Genomic DNA, 16,322 nt, shown 5'->3' with positions numbered 1-16,322 from the left:
ACGCGCACCCAACGGATCGCGATGCGCCGGCCGCGCGGGAGCCGGTCCCCCGCCGGCGCAGGATGGCGGCGACCGGGGCCACCGTCCGGCGGAAAACGTTTCCGCGCGGACGCTGCCCGTCGATCGTCGGACAGGCCGCCATGGTTCGGCCACGACCACGAATCCGACAACGGCGACACGAGCCAGCATCTGCAACGGAGGTAAATAGAATGACACGCAAGGCGCTGACGGGCCGGGTGGCCGTGGTGACAGGTGGAGCGTCGGGCATCGGCAAGGGCATAGCCGCGACGCTGATCGGCGAGGGAGCGGACGTCGTGATCGCCGACGTCGAAGCTGGGACGCTGGCACTGGCAGCGGCCGAGCTGGGCGCTTACGGTGTCCGCGCCGACGTGACTGATCCCGCTTCGGTCGAGGCGCTCGCGGAATCCGCAATCGATCGCTTCGGCCGGGTCGACATCGTCTGCAACAATGCCGGCGTGGGATCGATGGGCGCGATCCGCGCGATGTCCACGGCCGACTGGGATTGGTTGCTCGACGTCAACCTGAAGGGCGTGATCCACGGCACGAAGGCCTTTCTGCCGCTACTGGAGTCGACGAACGACGCGGCATTCATCCTCAACACGGCCTCGATCGCCGGACTGGCTGCGGGGTTGCCGGGGCTTGGCGGATATTCAGTATCCAAGTTCGCGATCGTGGCGTTCACCGAAGCGCTCGCCGCCGAGCTGGCGCAGGACGGATCGACCGTGGGCGCCGGCGTGCTGTTGCCCGGCCCGGTGCGGTCGAGGCTCGGCAGCAGCATGAGGAACCGCCGTGACGGAGACGGGCAACGCGGCCTCGTGGATGTCGAGCTGGACGACAAGCCGGAGATGTTCGGCGGAACGATCCCGTGGCTGTCCGCCGAGGCGGCGGGAGCGTGCGCGTGGCGGGCCATTCGTGATCGTCGGCTCTACACGACCACGCATCCGGCCATGATCGATCCGATCGCGGCCCGCCATCGTGCCGTCGAAGCCGCCTTCGCCGACGGCTGAGCATGGGTGCGTCCGCCGGTCCGCGCCAGCCGCGCTCAGCGACCGGCGGACCGTGGCGCCCAGGTGAGCAGCGGTCGCAGATACTCACGATAGTTGCGGAGCAGGAACCCGGTCGATCCCAGCGTCAGTACCGCGACCGCGAGGCCGATCGGATGGCCGGGATCCTGGAGGACCGTGTCCCAGTACACGACGACGAACGTGATGGGTACGTTGATCGCCAGAAGGAGCGGTGCCCAGCGACGCGTCAGCACCGCGAGGCCGCCGATCGCCTCGATCGCCTTTATCAACTCGTACATGCCGGTGTGCAGCAGCGCCATGATGAGCTGCACCGCCAGCGGACTCGTCCCGATGATCGGACCGGTGATGAAGTGGAACAGCCCGCTGATGATCCACCAGCCGCCCCACAGATAATGGCTGAAGATCGTGAGCCGGCGCAGCGCGACATTCTTCTCCGCGCCGCTTTCGACCAGGCCCGTCGCCCGCATCGACAGCAGCTGGCCGACATAGCGCCAGTAGCCGAGGAGCAGCAGAACGCTGAGCCCGAGGGTGGCGGCCACGATCAGGATCGGCAGCGCCTCGGCGGTCAGGATCGCCCAGTAGGCGCCCGCGGTGAAGACCGAGATGCCGGCCAGCAGCGCCAGCACGGTGAGCCGGTTCGCCAGGATCAACAGGCCAGCCACGATCAGCAGGGCCGAGGCGATGCCGGTGAGACCGCTGTCCGCGAACGCCCGCGACAGCTCCGCCGCCAGCCCCGTTCCATTCGTCACCGGTACGAGCGGCGTCCAGTGGCTTATGCCGACGAGCACGAGCCACAGACCCAAAATCACTCGGCCAACCATGTTCAGCGCGATCATCGCGGATCTCCCGGCTTGTCCATCCTGAGTCGCGGTCGGGCTTCCCGCGTCTACGCCGCTCATGCCCTTCCTCCCAGCGCGGCAAGCGCCGCCACGGTCTCGTCGGATGGCTGGGGCGCGGCGATCCGGGCCGACGGCGCGATCATGTAGCCCCGGTCACGACGGTCGGCCTCTCGCAGCGCGGTGCCGAGCGCCTCATCCGTCCACGGCTTCCCGCCGTTGCCGACATGCTGCGATGCGCTCCACCCGTCGAACAGGTAGATGTCGTCACCCTCGACGCCGAAGACGCGGCCCGTGAAATCGCAGTCCGGGCCGGCGAGCCAGACGACCAGCGGCGCCACATTCTCCGGCGCGACGCGGTCGAAGCCCGTCTCGGGCTTACGCATGACCTCCTCGAGGAACGGCACCGCCTCCGTCAGCCGCGTGCGCGCCATCGGCGCGATCGCGTTGACCCGGACGCCCAGCGACGCGAGTTCGGCGGCGGAGGTGATGGTGAGCGCCGCCACGCCGGCCTTGGCCGCGCAATATGCCGGGCTGCCGGGCAGCGGATTCGTTCCCGCCGGCGATCCGGTGTTGACGACCGCCCGCCCCGCCTGCGGCCCCGCCTCGCGCCAGGCCCGGGCCGCCCAGTGGATGAGCGCGGCGGTGCCGGTGAGATTGACCGCGAGCGTCCTTTCCCAATCCTGCTGGGTCAGTGCGTCGATGGGGGCGAATCGCGAGATGCCGGCGTTGTTGACCACGATGTCGAGCCCGCCGAACGTCGCTATCGCGACCTCGACGAGTTCCTTGGTCGCCGCCCAGTCCGCCAGGTCCGTGGCGTTCGCGACGGCGCGCCCGCCCTTCCGGACGATCTCGTCGACCACTGTCTGCGCGACGGCCGTGTCGACGCCCTCGCCACGTCCGCTGCCGCCGATGTCGTTTACGACGACGGCGGCGCCCGCGTCCGCCAGAGCGAGCGCATGCGCCCGCCCGAGGCCCCGTCCGCCACCGGTGACGATCGCGACCTTTCCGGCAAGCTTCGTGATCCCGCTCATCCGGCGCTCCTCCCTCGCGACCCCGTCATGGCCAGCCGGCTCGCCGTTCCACTCATTACGCTCTCCCCCTCCAGCCCGCCGTCAAGTCCGCCCGTTTGACTGCGGAACGACGATCTGTCCATGATGTACGGATATGTTTTCGGTCGCGCAACATCGCTCTGCCGCCATCTGGACTGTGGTACGGCACAGATAAAACGGGAAGCGAAAATCCGCTCGACGTTCGGCGCCGTAGCATATACGTACATGTTCAGATATGCATTGGGAGGATAGTTTGGCCACCGCCATCAAGCTCGAGCAGCAACGAACGATCGCAGCCGACGACGAGGCCGCCCTGTTCGACATGATCGACCGCTGGGTCGAGCGGGACGTGCGTCCGGTCGTCAAGGAATTCGACCATGCCGACGAGTGGCCGGAGGCGCTGGTGGCGCAGATGGCCGAGTTCGGGCTGTTCGGCGCCACGGTTGGCCAGGAATATGGCGGGCTCGGCCTGCCCGCCTCGACATACGCCAAGATCGTGATGCGGGTCTCGGCCGTCTGGATGTCGATAACCGGCATCTTCAACTCCCACCTGATGCTGTGCCTCGCCATCGAGAAGTTCGGCACCGAGCAGCAGAAGCGGCGCTGGCTGCCCCGTCTGGCGTCCGGCGAGCTGCGCGGCGGCCTCGCCCTCACCGAGCCCGGCGCCGGCACCGACCTGCAGGGCCTGCGGATGACCGCGCGCCGCGACGGTGACGACTATGTCATCAACGGCACCAAGACGTGGATCTCGAACGGCATCCACGGGTCGGTCTTCGCACTGCTGGTCAAGACCGATCCGGCCGCGCAGCCGCGACACAAGGGCATGAGCCTGTTCATCGCCGACAAGCGCGAAGGTTTCACCGTCGGCCGCAAGCTGGAGAAGCTGGGCTACAAGTCCATCGACTCGGCCGAGCTCGTGTTCGACGAATGCCGCGTTCCCGCCGATCAGCTGATCGGCGGTGTCGAGGGCCAGGGCTTCTATCAGGCGACCGGCGGCCTGGAACTCGGCCGCATCAACGTCGCGGCGCGCGGCGTGGGCATCGCCGAGGGCGCGTTGGCGCTGGCGGTCGATTACGCGCGGCTGCGCGAGACGTTCGGCAAGCCGATCGCCGAGCATCAGGCGATCCAGCTGAAGATCGGCGACATGGCGACCCGCGCGCGCGCGGCGCGGCTGCTGACGCTCGACGCCGCCGAGAAGTTCGACCGCGGCGAGCGCGTCGATCTGGAAGCGGGCATGGCGAAGTATTTCGCGTCCGAAGCCGCGCTGGAGAACGCCACCGAGTCGATGCGTATCCACGGCGCCTACGGCTACTCGAAGGAGTATGACATCGAGCGCCTCTACCGTGACGCGCCGCTCACCTGCATCGGCGAGGGCACCAACGAGTTGCAGCGAATCATCATCGCCAAGCAGATCGTCGGCCGGGGCGGGCGGTCGTGAAGCCGCTGGAGGGGCTCCGCATCCTGACGGTGGAGCAGTTCGGCGCGGGCCCCTATGGCTCGCTGTTCCTGGCGGATCTCGGCGCCGACGTCATCAAGATCGAGAATGCCGACACCGGCGGCGATGCCGCGCGTGGCGGCGGGCCCTACCCGCTCGGCGATAATGACAGCCTCTATTTCCAGGGCTGGAACACCAACAAGCGTTCGGTCACGCTCGACCTGAAGTCCGCCGGGGGCCGGGCGGCGCTGCACCGGCTCGTCGCCGGCGCGGACGCCATCATGCAGAACCTGCGGGGCGATCAGGCCGTCAAGCTGGGCCTCGACTATGCCAGTCTCGCGCCCGTCAACGCCAAGATCGTTTGCGGCCACATCTCCGCCTACGGCCGTGACAATGAGCGCGCGTCGCGGCCCGGCTACGATTTCCTGATGCAGGCCGAAGCCGGTCTGATGAGCCTGACCGGCGATCCCGACGGCGATCCGGCGCGGTTCGGGCCGTCGATCATCGATTTCATGACCGGCGTGACGCTGGATGTCGGCCTGCTGGCGTGCCTGCTGCGCGCGCAGCGGACGGGGATCGGCTGCGACGTCGATACGTCACTGTTCGATGTCGCCCTGCACCAGCTCAACTATGCGGCGACATGGTATCTCAACCGTGGGCACGCCGCGACCCGGCTGGCGCGCAGCTCGCACTTCTCCGCGACTCCCGTCCAGACCTTCCAGGCCAAGGATGGCTGGATATTCGTCATGTGCATGACGGAGAAGTTCTGGCGGTTGCTGGCGGAGACGATCGGCCGGCCCGACCTGCTAAACGATGCCCGTTTCGCCGACATGGAAAGCCGGTCGGTGCATCGCGAGGCGCTAACGGCGGAACTGGACCGCGCGTTCCAGGACAGGACCGTCGCCGAGTGGATCACGCTGCTCGGTCCGTTCATCCCGATCGGCCCGGTCTACGACATCGCCCAGGCGCTGGAGAGCCCGTTCGTCGAGACGATCGGGATGGTGAGGCAGGTGCCGCACCCGCTGCTTCCGGACATGCGGTTGCTCGCCAATCCGCTGCGCATCGACGGCGAACGGCCGGAACAGGCTGTATGCTCGGCTCTTGGCGCGGACAATGACGCGCTGCTCGAGGATATGGCCGGCGCCAGGTCCGAGACGGTCTGATCTCGTCGCGAGCGGAGCGCGACGCGCCCGCGGTGAACAAGGGCGGCGGCGCTCGGGGCGATCCGGGCTGACGCCGCGAAGCATGATTCGGGAGAGTGACATGGCTGGACTGAAGACGCTGGCGGGGCGAACGGCGGTCGTCACGGGTGGGGCGTCCGGGATCGGGCGTGGTATGGCGGAACGCTTCGTTCAGGAAGGCATGAACGTCGTGATCGCCGATGTCGAGGATGCGCGGTTGCGCGACACGGCGGACGCGATCGGCGCCCACGGCGTGCAGACGGACGTGTCGGATCGCGCCAGCGTCGGCGCGCTGCTGGACGCGACGATCGATCGCTTCGGCGCGGTCCATATCGTCTGCAACAACGCCGGCATCGGTCCCTTCGGCGCGATCAAGGATCTCTCCCACGCCGACTGGAAGTGGATGATCGACGTCAATCTCTGGGGCGTCATCAACGGCGTCGAGACGTTCCTGCCCGTGCTGCTCGACAATGCCGATGGCGGCTGGATCGTGAACACCGCCTCGATGGGCGGACTCTCGACCTTTCCCGGGCTCGGCGCATATGCCACGACGAAGTTCGGCGTGGCCGCGCTCACCGAGACGCTCGCGATGGAGCTTGAGGCGGACGGCGGCAAGGTCGGCGCGACCCTGCTCTGCCCCGGTCCGGTGCGGTCTGATCTCGGCCGCAGCTCCAGAAGCCGGCCGGGCGGCGTGCCGGCGGACACCGGCCTCGCCGACGTGCTGCTCGAGGAGCTGCCGCAATATCGCGACACGCTGCCGTGGAAGGATCCGGCCTTCGCCGCCGGCATCGTCGTCGACGCGATCCGGCAGGGCGAACTGTATGCGATCACCCATCCCGAACAATATGAGCGCGTCGAGGCCCGCGCCGGTCGTATCCTGACCGCGTTCGGGCGGCAGATGACGACCGGCCCGGCCTGACGGCGCCTCGCTGCCCCGAGACCCAGCAGGAGCACGACATGCCCGACAATCGCGCCATCGTACTGGATCACATGGCCCGCATCGCGCGCGGCGACCTTGACGGCGCGCTCGCGCTGGCGACCGACGACGCCGTGTTCCGCTCGCCGGACGGCAGCGAGCTGGACAAGGCCGGCCTCCGCGCCCTCTTCTCCCAGCTCGCGCCGCTGCTGGTGAACCCGCTGGATCAGACGATCGTCGGCACCACGTGCGAGGGCGACCGGGTGGCCGTGGAGGCCACCGCCGCCACGCTGCTGGCGAACGGCCAGACCTACCGCAACCGCTACCATTTCCTCTTCGAGCTGCGCGACGGCCGGATCGTCTCGTCGCGCGAATATTGCGACACGCGCGCAACCGACGTCTTCGCCTGACCAGCCGGGACCGACGCGGATGCGCACCGATGATTGACAGGAGTTTCGGATGACGATCACCGGCACGCATCAGACGGCGGACACCGACGCGCCGGCCGGCACGGTACGGTCCACCATGAACTATCTCGGGCCGATGGACGAAGCGCCCTATGTCGACGTCGCGGATCGCTCCCGCACGCGGCTGGCGGTCGATCCACGGACCATGACCTTCACCGACGCTCGCGCCTTCGCCGGCGATCTGTCGCTGGACGTGCAGGGATTCCGGCTGGTTTCGCACCACACGGCGCTGGAACGGGCGGACTTCCGCGATCCCGGCAAGGTGGACGGCACCTACCTGCGCGAGATGGAACAGCTCGTCCAGGCGGAGACCGGCGCGGACCTTGTCGTGTCCGCGCATGGCCCTCTACTGCGGCTCAACGCGGAGCGGACGGACTCGGTGCGTCCGGCCTCCATCGCCCATACCGATTATAGCGACTTCACGCTGAGGACGCAGATCGGCTTCCAGCTGGACCTGACCGATCCCGCCCTCGCCGGTTACAGCCGGATCGAGGCCTATCAGACGTGGCGCGCGCTGTCGCCGCCACCGCAGGACAACACGCTCGCATTCTGCGACGCGCGCACCGTCGACCTCGCCGATCGCGTCCTCAGCCGCTTCACCGTCCAGCTGCCGCGCCGGGCGGATCTGGAATTCTACATGTACCGGTACAACCCGGCGCATCGCTGGTACTATTTCAGCGATCTCCGGCTGGACGAGATCCTTCTCTTCAAGGGCTTCGAGGGCGATGGCGCCGATCGCATGAACGTCCTGCATGGCGGCTTCGAGAACGTCGCCTGCCCGGCCGGGGCCGAGCCGCGCGAAAGTATCGAGACCCGCGCCTTCGCGTTCTTTCGGTAACGCATCCCCGTCCGACGCTGCTTAAGGAAGCCTGCTCATGAATGTCGTCGACGAAGCGATCACGGTCGAGATCCCCTATATCGCCACGGCGGAGCGCGAGATCATCTTCTCATCCGATCCGGCAAGGCAGAATTTCGTCATCGAGCCGCATAGCGTTGCGATGCGCAATGGCCGGTGCTCTTCCGAACCGCTGTCGCTGGACGTTCAGGGCTTCATGCTCGCGCGATGGCCATCCCACCTGATCGCGGAACGCGGCGGGGAGCTAATCGCGGAGAATAGCCGACCGAGCGAGACGATGGGCCCCGCCAGTCTAGCCTATCTCGAAGAGGTGGCGCCACTTATCCAGAGCATCAGCGGTGCGCGCGAGATCGTCGCGCAATATGGCTTCCTCACCATGCGGTTCAGCAGCCGCTCTCCAGTTCAGGGCTGGATGTCGACCGCGGCGATGGCGCATCTCGATTTCACGCCGGGCGAGGTCGACCGGCAGCTGGCGCAGACGCTTAAGGTGACGGGACGGAGGGTTGCGCCATTTTCCCGGCTCAAGGTCATCCAGACCTGGCGCGTGACCACACCGCCGCCGCAGGACAAACCGCTGGCGATCTGCGACGGCCGCACGGTCTCGCCGCGCGACATGGTGTCGATGGAATTTCGTGGGCCGGACGGCTCGCGTGACGCGTCGGTCAGGTCGCGCGGCTGCCTCCACAGCCCGGACCACCGCTGGTACTATTTCCCGAACATGGTGCCGGACGAAGTCCTCGTCTTCAAGGGCTTCGACTCAGCGGCGCCGGAAGCGATGAACGCCATGCACACCGCCTTCGAGGATCACACGCGATCCGATGCCGTTCCGCGCGGCAGCATAGAGTGCCGCTTCTTCGCGCTCTACGACTAGGGCCGCTCGTCGGCGGGCGGTTCAGACGCGCTCGACAACCAGGGCAAGCCCCATGCCGACGCCGACGCAGAGCGTTGCCAGTCCCAGCCGGCCACCGGTCCGCTCCAGCTGATGCACCAGCGTCATCGCCAGCCGGGCGCCCGACATGCCGAGCGGATGGCCCAGCGCTATCGCGCCGCCATTGGGGTTCACGTGCGCGGCGTCGTCGGGCAGGCCCAGGTCACGCAGCACCGCCAGCGCCTGGCTCGCGAACGCCTCGTTCAATTCGATGACATCGAGGTCGGCGACGGCGATGTCCAGGCGGTCGAGCAGTTTGCGCGTGGCGGGCACCGGGCCGAGTCCCATCACGCGGGGTTCCACGCCGGCGGATGCCATGCCCAGGATGCGCGCCCGTGGCGTCAGACCGTGCGCACGCGCGGCCGCCTCGCTCGCCACGATCATCGCCGCCGCGCCGTCGTTGATGCCGGATGCGTTTCCGGCCGTCACCGTGCCGTCCGGACCGAACAAGGGCTTCAGGCGCCGGAGCCGATCCAGCGTGGTATCCGCGCGGGGATGTTCGTCGACACCCGCCTCGATGAAGCCCTTTCGGCCGTCCGGAACGGCCACGGGAACGATCTCCTCCGCGAAGAAGCCGGCTTCCATCGCGGCGGCGGCGCGCGCCTGGCTGCGACAGGCGAATGCGTCCTGATCGTCGCGTCCGACGCCGCGTTCGACGGCGACGTTCTCGCCCGTCCGCGGCATCGTCTCGGTGCCGTACCGCGCGTCGAGCGTCGGATTGACGAAGCGCCAGCCCATCGTGGTATCCTCCAGGCGCTGGTCGCGGCAGAACCCGCGCCCGGCCTTGCCGATCACCAGCGGCGCACGGCTCATGCTCTCGACGCCACCGGCGATGGCCAGCGCCATCTCGTCGCAACGGATCGCCCGAGCCGCCGCGCCCACCGCTTCAAGGCCGGACGCGCACAGGCGATTGAGCGTTACCCCCGCCGTCGATACGGGCACGCCGGCCAGCAGCAGGCTCATCCGCGCGACGTTGCGGTTGTCCTCGCCGGCCTGATTCGCGCAGCCGTAGAACACCTCCTCTATCGCCGCCGGATCGAGCCGTGACTGCCGGTCAAGCAGCGCCCTGAGCGGAACCGCGCCCAGATCGTCGGCGCGCACGTCGGCCAGCACGCCGGCGTAGCGGCCGATCGGTGTACGCACGGCATCGCAGATGAAGGCTTCGGCCATGTTCGTACCTCAGGCGTCGATCGGGATCTGGGTCATCGCGCGCAGCCCTTCGAGATCGAGCCCGTCGACCGCCTCGACCAGTCTCGCTCCCGCCGGCCCGACGTCGATCACGGCCACGTCGGTATAGACGCGCGACACGCAGGCCAGACCGGTCAGCGGATAGGTGCAGGCCGTCACCAGCTTGCTCTGCCCGTCCCGCGTCAGCAGGTCCATCATCACGAAGGTGCGCTTCGCCCCGATCGCCAGATCCATCGCGCCGCCGACCGCCGGGATCGCACCGGCCTCGCCTGTATGCCAGTTCGCCAGATCGCCATGAACCGAGACCTGGAAAGCGCCCAGCACGCAGATGTCGATATGGCCGCCGCGCATCATCGCGAAACTGTCCGCATGGTGGAAGAAGGCCCCGCCGGCCAGCAGCGTCACCGGCTGCTTGCCCGCGTTGATGAGCTCCGGATCCTCGTCGCCCGCGGCCGGCGCCGGGCCCATGCCCAGCAGTCCGTTCTCGCTCTGCAACTGGATCTCGCGGTCCACCGACAGGAAGTTGGCCACCCGCGTGGGCAGGCCGATGCCGAGGTTGACATAGGCGCCGGCCGGGATGTCGCGGGCCACGCGCGCCGCCAACTCGTCCCTTGTGCGTCGCTTCATGCCATGTCCTCTCGCGCCGTGGCGGCCGGCACCGGCACGACGCGCTGCACGAAGATGCCCGGCGTGACGATAGTCTCGGGATCGAGCTCGCCGAGCGGCACGATCTCGGCAACCTGCGCGATCGTGGTGCGCGCGGCCATCGCCATGATCGGTCCGAAGTTCCGGGCGGTCTTGCGGTAGACGAGATTGCCCCAGCGATCACCGCGATGCGCCTTGATGAGCGCGAAGTCGGCGCGGATCGGCAGCTCAAACACATGGTCCCGGCCGTCGATCCTCCGGGTCTCCTTGCCCTCGGCCAGCGATGTTCCAAAGCCGGTGGGCGTGAAGATCGCGCCCAGCCCGGCCCCCGCCGCCTGTATCCGCGCCGCCAGATTGCCCTGCGGCACGAGTTCAAGCTCGATCTCGCCGGCGCGATAGCGCGCGTCGAAATGGTGCGAGTCCGCCTGACGCGGGAAGGAGCAGATCATCTTGCGAACGCGCCCCGCCTTGATGAGCGCGGCCACGCCGGTCTCGCCATTGCCGGCATTGTTGTTGATGATCGTCAGGTTTCCCACCTCCCGCGCGATCAGGGCGTCGATCAGCTCGTCCGGCATGCCGGCGGTCCCGAAGCCGCCGATCATGATGGCGGCGCCGTCGCCGATGTCGGCGACGGCCTGCGCCGGAGAGCCGGCCCGCTTGTCGATCATGCCGTCTCGCCTCTCTCCCGGTGCGACTTTGCGGGGGCCTGGCGCCGGTCCGCCGGACTCCGCATCAGAAGTTACGCTTCACGCTGACGCTCCACTCGCGCGGACGGCCGACGATGCCGAGCGCGGTGAAGAAGGGCGGGCCCGACCGGTCGAAGCGCGAGGCATAATAGAATTTGTCGGTCAGGTTGGTCACGCCGCCGGAGAGCTCCCAGCTGCGGTCCTCGCTGCGATAGGTCAGTCGCGCGTTCAGCAACGTGCGTGGCGACACGCGGCCGATGTCGGTCAGCGTGGGCAGCGCCTCGGTCGCGAAGCCGGAGCGATAGTCCACGTCGAGGCGCGGGGTCACCGTGCCGCCGAACAGCGGGATCTCGTACTGGATGCCGCCCGAGAGCTTCGTCTTGGAAAGGAAGGGGTTGTCGGCGTCGAGCGGAATGCCGGTCAGCGGGTTCACGCTCTTATACTTGAAGTCGATGAGGCTGGCGGCGAAGTTGATCGACAGCCCGCCGACGGGACGGATGTCGCCCTCGATCTCGGCGCCCCACAGCTTGGCGTTGCCCGCGTTCGTCGTCTGGGTGCAGGGCGCGCCGGGGAAGGGCGAGAGGGAGTCGCACTGGGTGACGGTCAGCTGGATGTCGGAGAAGTCCGTGTAGAAGGCATCGGCGCTGAGCCGGACCTTGCGATCGAACAGGTCCGCCTTCGTTCCGGCTTCGTAGGAGATCACCTTCTCAGGCTTGAACGGCACGGCCTGCGTCGGGAAGTACGGACGCGGATTGATGCCGCCGCCCTTGAAGCCGGTCGCCACCTGCGCGTAGGTCATGAGCGACGGCGACCAGCGATAGTCCACCGCGACGCGATAGTCCCAGCGCGAGCCCGAATAGCGGGACGACGTGCCGTTCAGCCCGGCCACGCGGAAATCGGCCGTGCCGCCCGTCGGGCTCAGGCGCACGAAGGTATAGTCCTTCGATTCGTCGGTGTAACGCAGCCCGCCCGTCACGTTCAGCTTGTCGGTGATGTGCACGACGCCGTGGGCGAAGCCGGAGGTCGACTCCGACTTGATCGGATCGCGCGTGATGAACGCCAGGTTCACGCCGCCGCCGCCCGGAGCCAGGCCGCCCGCGATGTCGATATAGCCCTTGTTCAGCAGGTCGGAATGATAGTAAAATCCGCCGACGGTCCAGTCCAGCACGCTGGACAGGCTGCCCGACAGGCGCAGCTCCTGGGTGAACTGCTTGTTGTTGAACTCGAAGTTCTGCAGGAACACGTTGTACGGCGATGCGTCGCCATCCTGGTTCGCCACCGTGTTGCTCTTGCGATAGGCGGTGATCGACTTGATCGACAGATTGTCGGACAGCTCCCAGTCCAGGACGTTGGAGATGCCCCACTGATCGACGTCGTTCCTCGCCGGTTGGGTATACTGGTTCGCCGTGAACGGCTGGCCGGTGAAGGTGGAATAGTTGGAGTAGCTCTTCGCCGGCGTCGTGAAGTCCAGCCCGCCCGTCCAGAGCGGCAGCGAGTAGATCAGCTTGGACGGCGTCGATTCCTGATGGTCGCTGATGCGGTCGAACGAGATGGTGTCGTGCAGCCGTTCCGACAGGTTGAGGCGCAGCGTCGCGCGGATCGCGGCCAGGTCCTGTCCGCCCTCGCGACCGATCCGGCAGCCGTCGTTCCGGCTCGATCCGCTGACCTGCGGCACGGTGCCCGGATTGACGCAGCCGTAATCGAGCCGGTCGAGGAAGCCGCGAACGTGCCTGTACACGCCGCCGACGCGCAGCAGGATCTTGTCGTCGACGATCGGGATGTTGACGGCGCCGCGCGCCTGCGACCGGTTGAACGAGCCGTAGGTGAACTCGGCGTACCCGCCGGGATCGTTGGTCGGCTGCCGGTTGTACAGCTTGATGGAGCCGCCCTCGGAATTCTTGCCGGACAGCGTACCCTGCGGTCCACGCAGGATCTCGACCCGATCGATGTCAAGCAGGTCGAAATTGGACCCCGTCAGAATACCGTAATAGACATCGTCGATGTAGACGCCGACACCCGGCTCGACCGCCGGGATCGAATCGGACTGACCGATGCCGCGGATGAAGATGGTGGAGGACGGGCCGCCGCCGTTGGCGCTCGGCTCGATGTTCACGCTGGGCGCGGTCTTGGCTATGTCGGCGATGCTGACCTGGCTGCGCGCCGCCGCCAGCGATCCGTTGACCGCCGAGATCGCGAGCGGCGTATCCTGCAGCCGCTCGCTCCGGAACTGCGCCGTCACGACAATGTCCTGCGACGTATCCGGCCCGCTCGCGTCGTTCTGCGTGCCGGCCGGCGCCGCCTGTTGCGCCTTGGCCTGATCCTGCGCGAGCGCCGGCGCGGCGGCGAACGCCAGCAGCGTGGTGACTGACGCCGAACATAGCAGCCTGCGGGCCATCAACGAGCGCATCATCTGTTCCTCCTCCCCTTTTTATCTTACTTGTCCGGACGTATATTGCGAATGTGGAGGCTGTCAACCGGTGTCTGTCGCTCATCGTGGAGAGAGGCCTGCTCGGACCTGGATCGGGATGATTCCGACGTTGACCATGCTCTACGCCGCGCCATCATAGTCTTCGCCTGATGGCCAAGGCTCCGGAGATCGAAGGTGGTATGCCTCCCCGCATTGACAGCCTGCGATGCGCGGCGCAGTCATGACCGGACATGTGAGCCGGTGACGAAACCGCCGCCGAAGGAGAGACATGACATGGCGACAGACATAATCGTGCCGTTGCGCTACGCCTCGCGATCGCATCCGCCCGGCTTGTTCTACGCGCTCGCGCATGAGCGTTCGACCTGCCGGTTCGAGGAGCATGCCACGCGCATCGTGAACGCGCGCACGCGCGCCGAACCGCCGGCATTGGCGGTGGAAGGCATGCAGCTGGTCCGACATGCGACGCGGGTCGACGACTTCGAGGATGCCGATCAGGTCGAGTCCGTCTACGTCCCCGAGGTGCGGGCGCTGGTCCGCGACCTGACGGGAGCCTCCGAGGTGATCGTCTTCCACAAGCTGGCGCGGCGTGAGGGTGGGCAGCAGGCGGGTCGCCGGCAGCCGGCGGGCAATGCCCATATCGACTATACGGCGGAAAGCTTCCGGCTGTGGGCGCGACGTGAGCTTGGCGACGAACGGGCGGAGAGGCTGCTGGCGAAACGCTGGTCGGCGGTCAACGTATGGCGCGGCACCCACCCGGTGGAGCGTCGCCCGCTGGCGATAGCCGACGGGCGGACCATCACCGAAGACGCGATGCTCGAGGTGCCGATCCACGAAGCGCCCGGCGCACCGACGCCGTTCGTCGGGGTGAACATCAGCTACGATCCCGACCAACGCTGGTATTACTACCCCGACATGCGACCGGACGAGGCGCTGCTGTTTACGCTCGTGGACAGCGACGCCGCGCGGCCGCAGCGCGCCGCCCACTCGGCGATCGACGATCCCGGCTCCCGGCCGGACGCGGCGCCGCGTGCCAGCTTCGAGGTTCGCACGATGGCCTTCTTCGACTGAGCCCCGCCACGCGCGGCGGGGCCCGGTCAATTGCCGTCAGATATGCACTTCGGCCAGCACTGAACCGTCGATCACCACGGGCGCGGCGCTCACCAGCACCGCCACCATCCGCGCCCAGTCCCCGCTGCGATTGATCCAGCGATGGCTGGTGCCGCGCTGCACGACCACGTCGCCGGCATGCAGCGTCCGCACGTCCCCGCCGTCCAGCTCCAGGTCGATCGAGCCGTGCGTGATGACGACGTAATCCACGCTGATCGTCCGGTGCATCGGCGTCTCCTCGCCGGGGGACACGTTGATGACGCGGATCGCCGTGCCGCCATCCATGCCGAGGCCGGTCAGGCTTCCGGCGAGATCGCGCGGATCCTGATTGTCGGCGGGCGCGCGATCGGTCGCCCACACCGTCGCGTTGCTGGAGCCCCGGGCGCCGATCGGCGAAGGCTCCAGCCGCTCGTCGATCGCGAACCGCGCATGGCCGTGCGCGTCGTGCTGGGCGATCACCCGCCTCACCGTCATATCCTCTACCATGTCTCTTCCCCTGTGGCCGGTTAACTGCCTTCATGCGGGCTGGCCGCCGGCATTTGACGCGGATATGTCCGGACAGGCAAGCCTATTCGATCGCCGGACAGGACATAGGAGAGATCGCGATGCGCATACCCGGCAGCATGCAGGTGGTGGAAGTCGGCCCGCGCGATGGGCTGCAAAGCCTTGGGCTGCCCGTCTCCACAGATGCCAAACTGAAGATGATCGAGATTCTCGCCCGCGCCGGGCTGGGCACCATCGAAGTCACCGGCTTCGCGCATCCGGCGAAGATTCCGCAGTTCGCCGATGCGGAGGCCTTGTGCGAGCGCCTGCCCCGCCATGCCGCCACGCGGTACCGCGCAATGGCGCCCAACGCCCGTGGCGCGGCCCGCGCCGTCGCGACGCAGGTCGATGAAGTGCTCGGCCTCGTGACGGCCAGCGCGGCCTATTCCGCGCGCAACCAGAACATGACGATCGACGCCGCGGTCGGCGACGCGATCGTGGCCGCCAGGCTTGCCGAGCGGGCGAACAAGGATTTCTGCGTGGCAATCGGTCTCGCCTTCTGGTGCGCGTACGAAGGCACGATCCCGCCGGATCGCGTCCTCGGGATCATCGGCCGCTTCCACGACGCGGGCGTGAGGCGCCTGTACCTGGCGGCCACGGTGGGGCTGGAAAGCCCCGCGCAGGTCTCCGCCCTGTTCGAACGAGCGCTCGACCGCTTTCCCGATCTGCGAATCGGCTTCCACGTCCACAATCTCGGTGGACGCGCCGCCGCGCTCGCGCTCGCCGCGATCGACGCCGGCGCCGCCTGGATCGAGGGTGCGATCTGCGGGATCGGCGGCGGGATCGCCATGCCCGCCAGCATGGCGGCCACCGGCAACTACGCTACGGAGGATCTGGTCTGCATACTGGACGATTGCGGCGTGGATACCGGGCTGGATCAGGCGGCGGTGGTCGCGGCCGCTCGCAAGATCGCCACGCTGCTGGGCATCGAGCCGAGGAGCTTCGCCGCCAATGGCGCCTGGCGCGAGGAGATCCGGCGGTTGTCCTGACCGGCTCGTCCGGTCGCCG

At 67.8% G+C, this 16,322-nt stretch carries 16 protein-coding genes; 9 read left to right on the top strand and 7 right to left on the bottom strand.

Annotation, left to right across the window (positions count from 1 at the left end; all coding sequences use genetic code 11):
- Positions 1 to 209: 209 nt before the first annotated feature.
- On the top strand, positions 210 to 1,028 hold the full coding sequence (locus GNT64_RS20665; protein ID WP_197277162.1) for an SDR family NAD(P)-dependent oxidoreductase: 819 nt from the start codon (positions 210 to 212) through the stop codon (positions 1,026 to 1,028).
- Between the two features lie 35 nt (positions 1,029 to 1,063).
- Here GNT64_RS20665 and GNT64_RS20660 read toward each other — a convergent pair whose 3' ends face one another.
- Together GNT64_RS20660 and GNT64_RS20655 are read right to left on the bottom strand one after the other, a co-directional pair.
- Entirely contained in the window at positions 1,064 to 1,882 is an 819-nt protein-coding gene (locus tag GNT64_RS20660) for a hypothetical protein (protein WP_156681203.1), read from the bottom strand.
- 59 nt (positions 1,883 to 1,941) lie between these two features.
- Positions 1,942 to 2,916 (bottom strand): SDR family NAD(P)-dependent oxidoreductase, encoded by a 975-nt coding sequence (locus GNT64_RS20655; RefSeq protein ID WP_197277161.1) that lies wholly within the window; start codon positions 2,914 to 2,916, stop codon positions 1,942 to 1,944.
- 271 nt (positions 2,917 to 3,187) lie between these two features.
- Between GNT64_RS20655 and GNT64_RS20650 the strand changes: the two genes are divergently transcribed.
- The 6 genes from GNT64_RS20650 (at position 3,188) to GNT64_RS20625 (ending at position 8,660) form a co-directional block, all read left to right on the top strand.
- Positions 3,188 to 4,372 carry an acyl-CoA dehydrogenase family protein gene (locus GNT64_RS20650; protein WP_231639129.1) on the top strand — a complete coding sequence of 395 codons (1,185 nt, stop codon included), beginning with the start codon at positions 3,188 to 3,190 and terminating at the stop codon, positions 4,370 to 4,372.
- Positions 4,369 to 5,532 (top strand): CaiB/BaiF CoA transferase family protein, encoded by a 1,164-nt coding sequence (locus GNT64_RS20645; protein ID WP_156681201.1) that lies wholly within the window; start codon positions 4,369 to 4,371, stop codon positions 5,530 to 5,532. Before GNT64_RS20650 ends, GNT64_RS20645 begins: the two co-directional genes overlap by 4 nt.
- A gap of 100 nt (positions 5,533 to 5,632) precedes the next feature.
- Positions 5,633 to 6,469, top strand: coding sequence for an SDR family NAD(P)-dependent oxidoreductase (locus GNT64_RS20640; protein ID WP_197277160.1), 837 nt, complete (start codon positions 5,633 to 5,635; stop codon positions 6,467 to 6,469).
- A gap of 38 nt (positions 6,470 to 6,507) precedes the next feature.
- Complete coding sequence (locus GNT64_RS20635) at positions 6,508 to 6,876, top strand: nuclear transport factor 2 family protein (RefSeq protein ID WP_156681199.1); 369 nt, start codon at positions 6,508 to 6,510, stop codon at positions 6,874 to 6,876.
- Positions 6,877 to 6,925: 49 nt separating this feature from the next.
- Positions 6,926 to 7,771 carry a CmcJ/NvfI family oxidoreductase gene (locus tag GNT64_RS20630; RefSeq protein WP_156681198.1) on the top strand — a complete coding sequence of 282 codons (846 nt, stop codon included), beginning with the start codon at positions 6,926 to 6,928 and terminating at the stop codon, positions 7,769 to 7,771.
- Positions 7,772 to 7,808: 37 nt separating this feature from the next.
- Entirely contained in the window at positions 7,809 to 8,660 is an 852-nt protein-coding gene (locus GNT64_RS20625; protein WP_156681197.1) for a CmcJ/NvfI family oxidoreductase, read from the top strand.
- Positions 8,661 to 8,681: 21 nt separating this feature from the next.
- Here GNT64_RS20625 and pcaF read toward each other — a convergent pair whose 3' ends face one another.
- The 4 genes from pcaF to GNT64_RS20605 form a co-directional block, all read right to left on the bottom strand.
- On the bottom strand, positions 8,682 to 9,887 hold the full coding sequence (pcaF, locus tag GNT64_RS20620) for a 3-oxoadipyl-CoA thiolase (protein ID WP_156681196.1): 1,206 nt from the start codon (positions 9,885 to 9,887) through the stop codon (positions 8,682 to 8,684).
- 9 nt (positions 9,888 to 9,896) lie between these two features.
- Positions 9,897 to 10,532, bottom strand: coding sequence for a 3-oxoacid CoA-transferase subunit B (locus GNT64_RS20615; RefSeq protein ID WP_156681195.1), 636 nt, complete (start codon positions 10,530 to 10,532; stop codon positions 9,897 to 9,899).
- The gene (locus GNT64_RS20610; protein WP_156681194.1) at positions 10,529 to 11,218 is read right to left on the bottom strand and encodes a 3-oxoacid CoA-transferase subunit A; all 690 of its coding nucleotides are present in this window, start codon (positions 11,216 to 11,218) and stop codon (positions 10,529 to 10,531) included. Before GNT64_RS20610 ends, GNT64_RS20615 begins: the two co-directional genes overlap by 4 nt.
- 64 nt (positions 11,219 to 11,282) lie before the next feature.
- Positions 11,283 to 13,646, bottom strand: a complete 2,364-nt coding sequence (locus tag GNT64_RS20605) for a TonB-dependent receptor (protein WP_156681193.1) — start codon at positions 13,644 to 13,646, stop codon at positions 11,283 to 11,285.
- A 291-nt stretch (positions 13,647 to 13,937) separates the two neighbouring features.
- Between GNT64_RS20605 and GNT64_RS20600 the strand changes: the two genes are divergently transcribed.
- A complete protein-coding gene (locus tag GNT64_RS20600) occupies positions 13,938 to 14,732 on the top strand; it encodes a CmcJ/NvfI family oxidoreductase (protein ID WP_156681192.1) in 795 nt (264 codons plus the stop codon).
- A 36-nt stretch (positions 14,733 to 14,768) separates the two neighbouring features.
- On the opposite strand, the gene GNT64_RS20595 is transcribed toward GNT64_RS20600, so the two are convergent.
- Positions 14,769 to 15,257 carry a cupin domain-containing protein gene (locus GNT64_RS20595; RefSeq protein ID WP_156681191.1) on the bottom strand — a complete coding sequence of 163 codons (489 nt, stop codon included), beginning with the start codon at positions 15,255 to 15,257 and terminating at the stop codon, positions 14,769 to 14,771.
- Positions 15,258 to 15,376: 119 nt separating this feature from the next.
- Between GNT64_RS20595 and GNT64_RS20590 the strand changes: the two genes are divergently transcribed.
- The gene (locus GNT64_RS20590; RefSeq protein ID WP_197277159.1) at positions 15,377 to 16,303 is read left to right on the top strand and encodes a beta/alpha barrel domain-containing protein; all 927 of its coding nucleotides are present in this window, start codon (positions 15,377 to 15,379) and stop codon (positions 16,301 to 16,303) included.
- The last annotated feature ends 19 nt before the right edge of the window (positions 16,304 to 16,322 follow it).

The organism is Sphingomonas profundi (assembly GCF_009739515.1).
Classification (GTDB): Bacteria; Pseudomonadota; Alphaproteobacteria; order Sphingomonadales; family Sphingomonadaceae; genus Alterirhizorhabdus; species Alterirhizorhabdus profundi.
The sequence above is the reverse complement of the archived record's forward strand: the minus strand, read 5'-3'. Positions and strand labels throughout refer to the sequence as shown.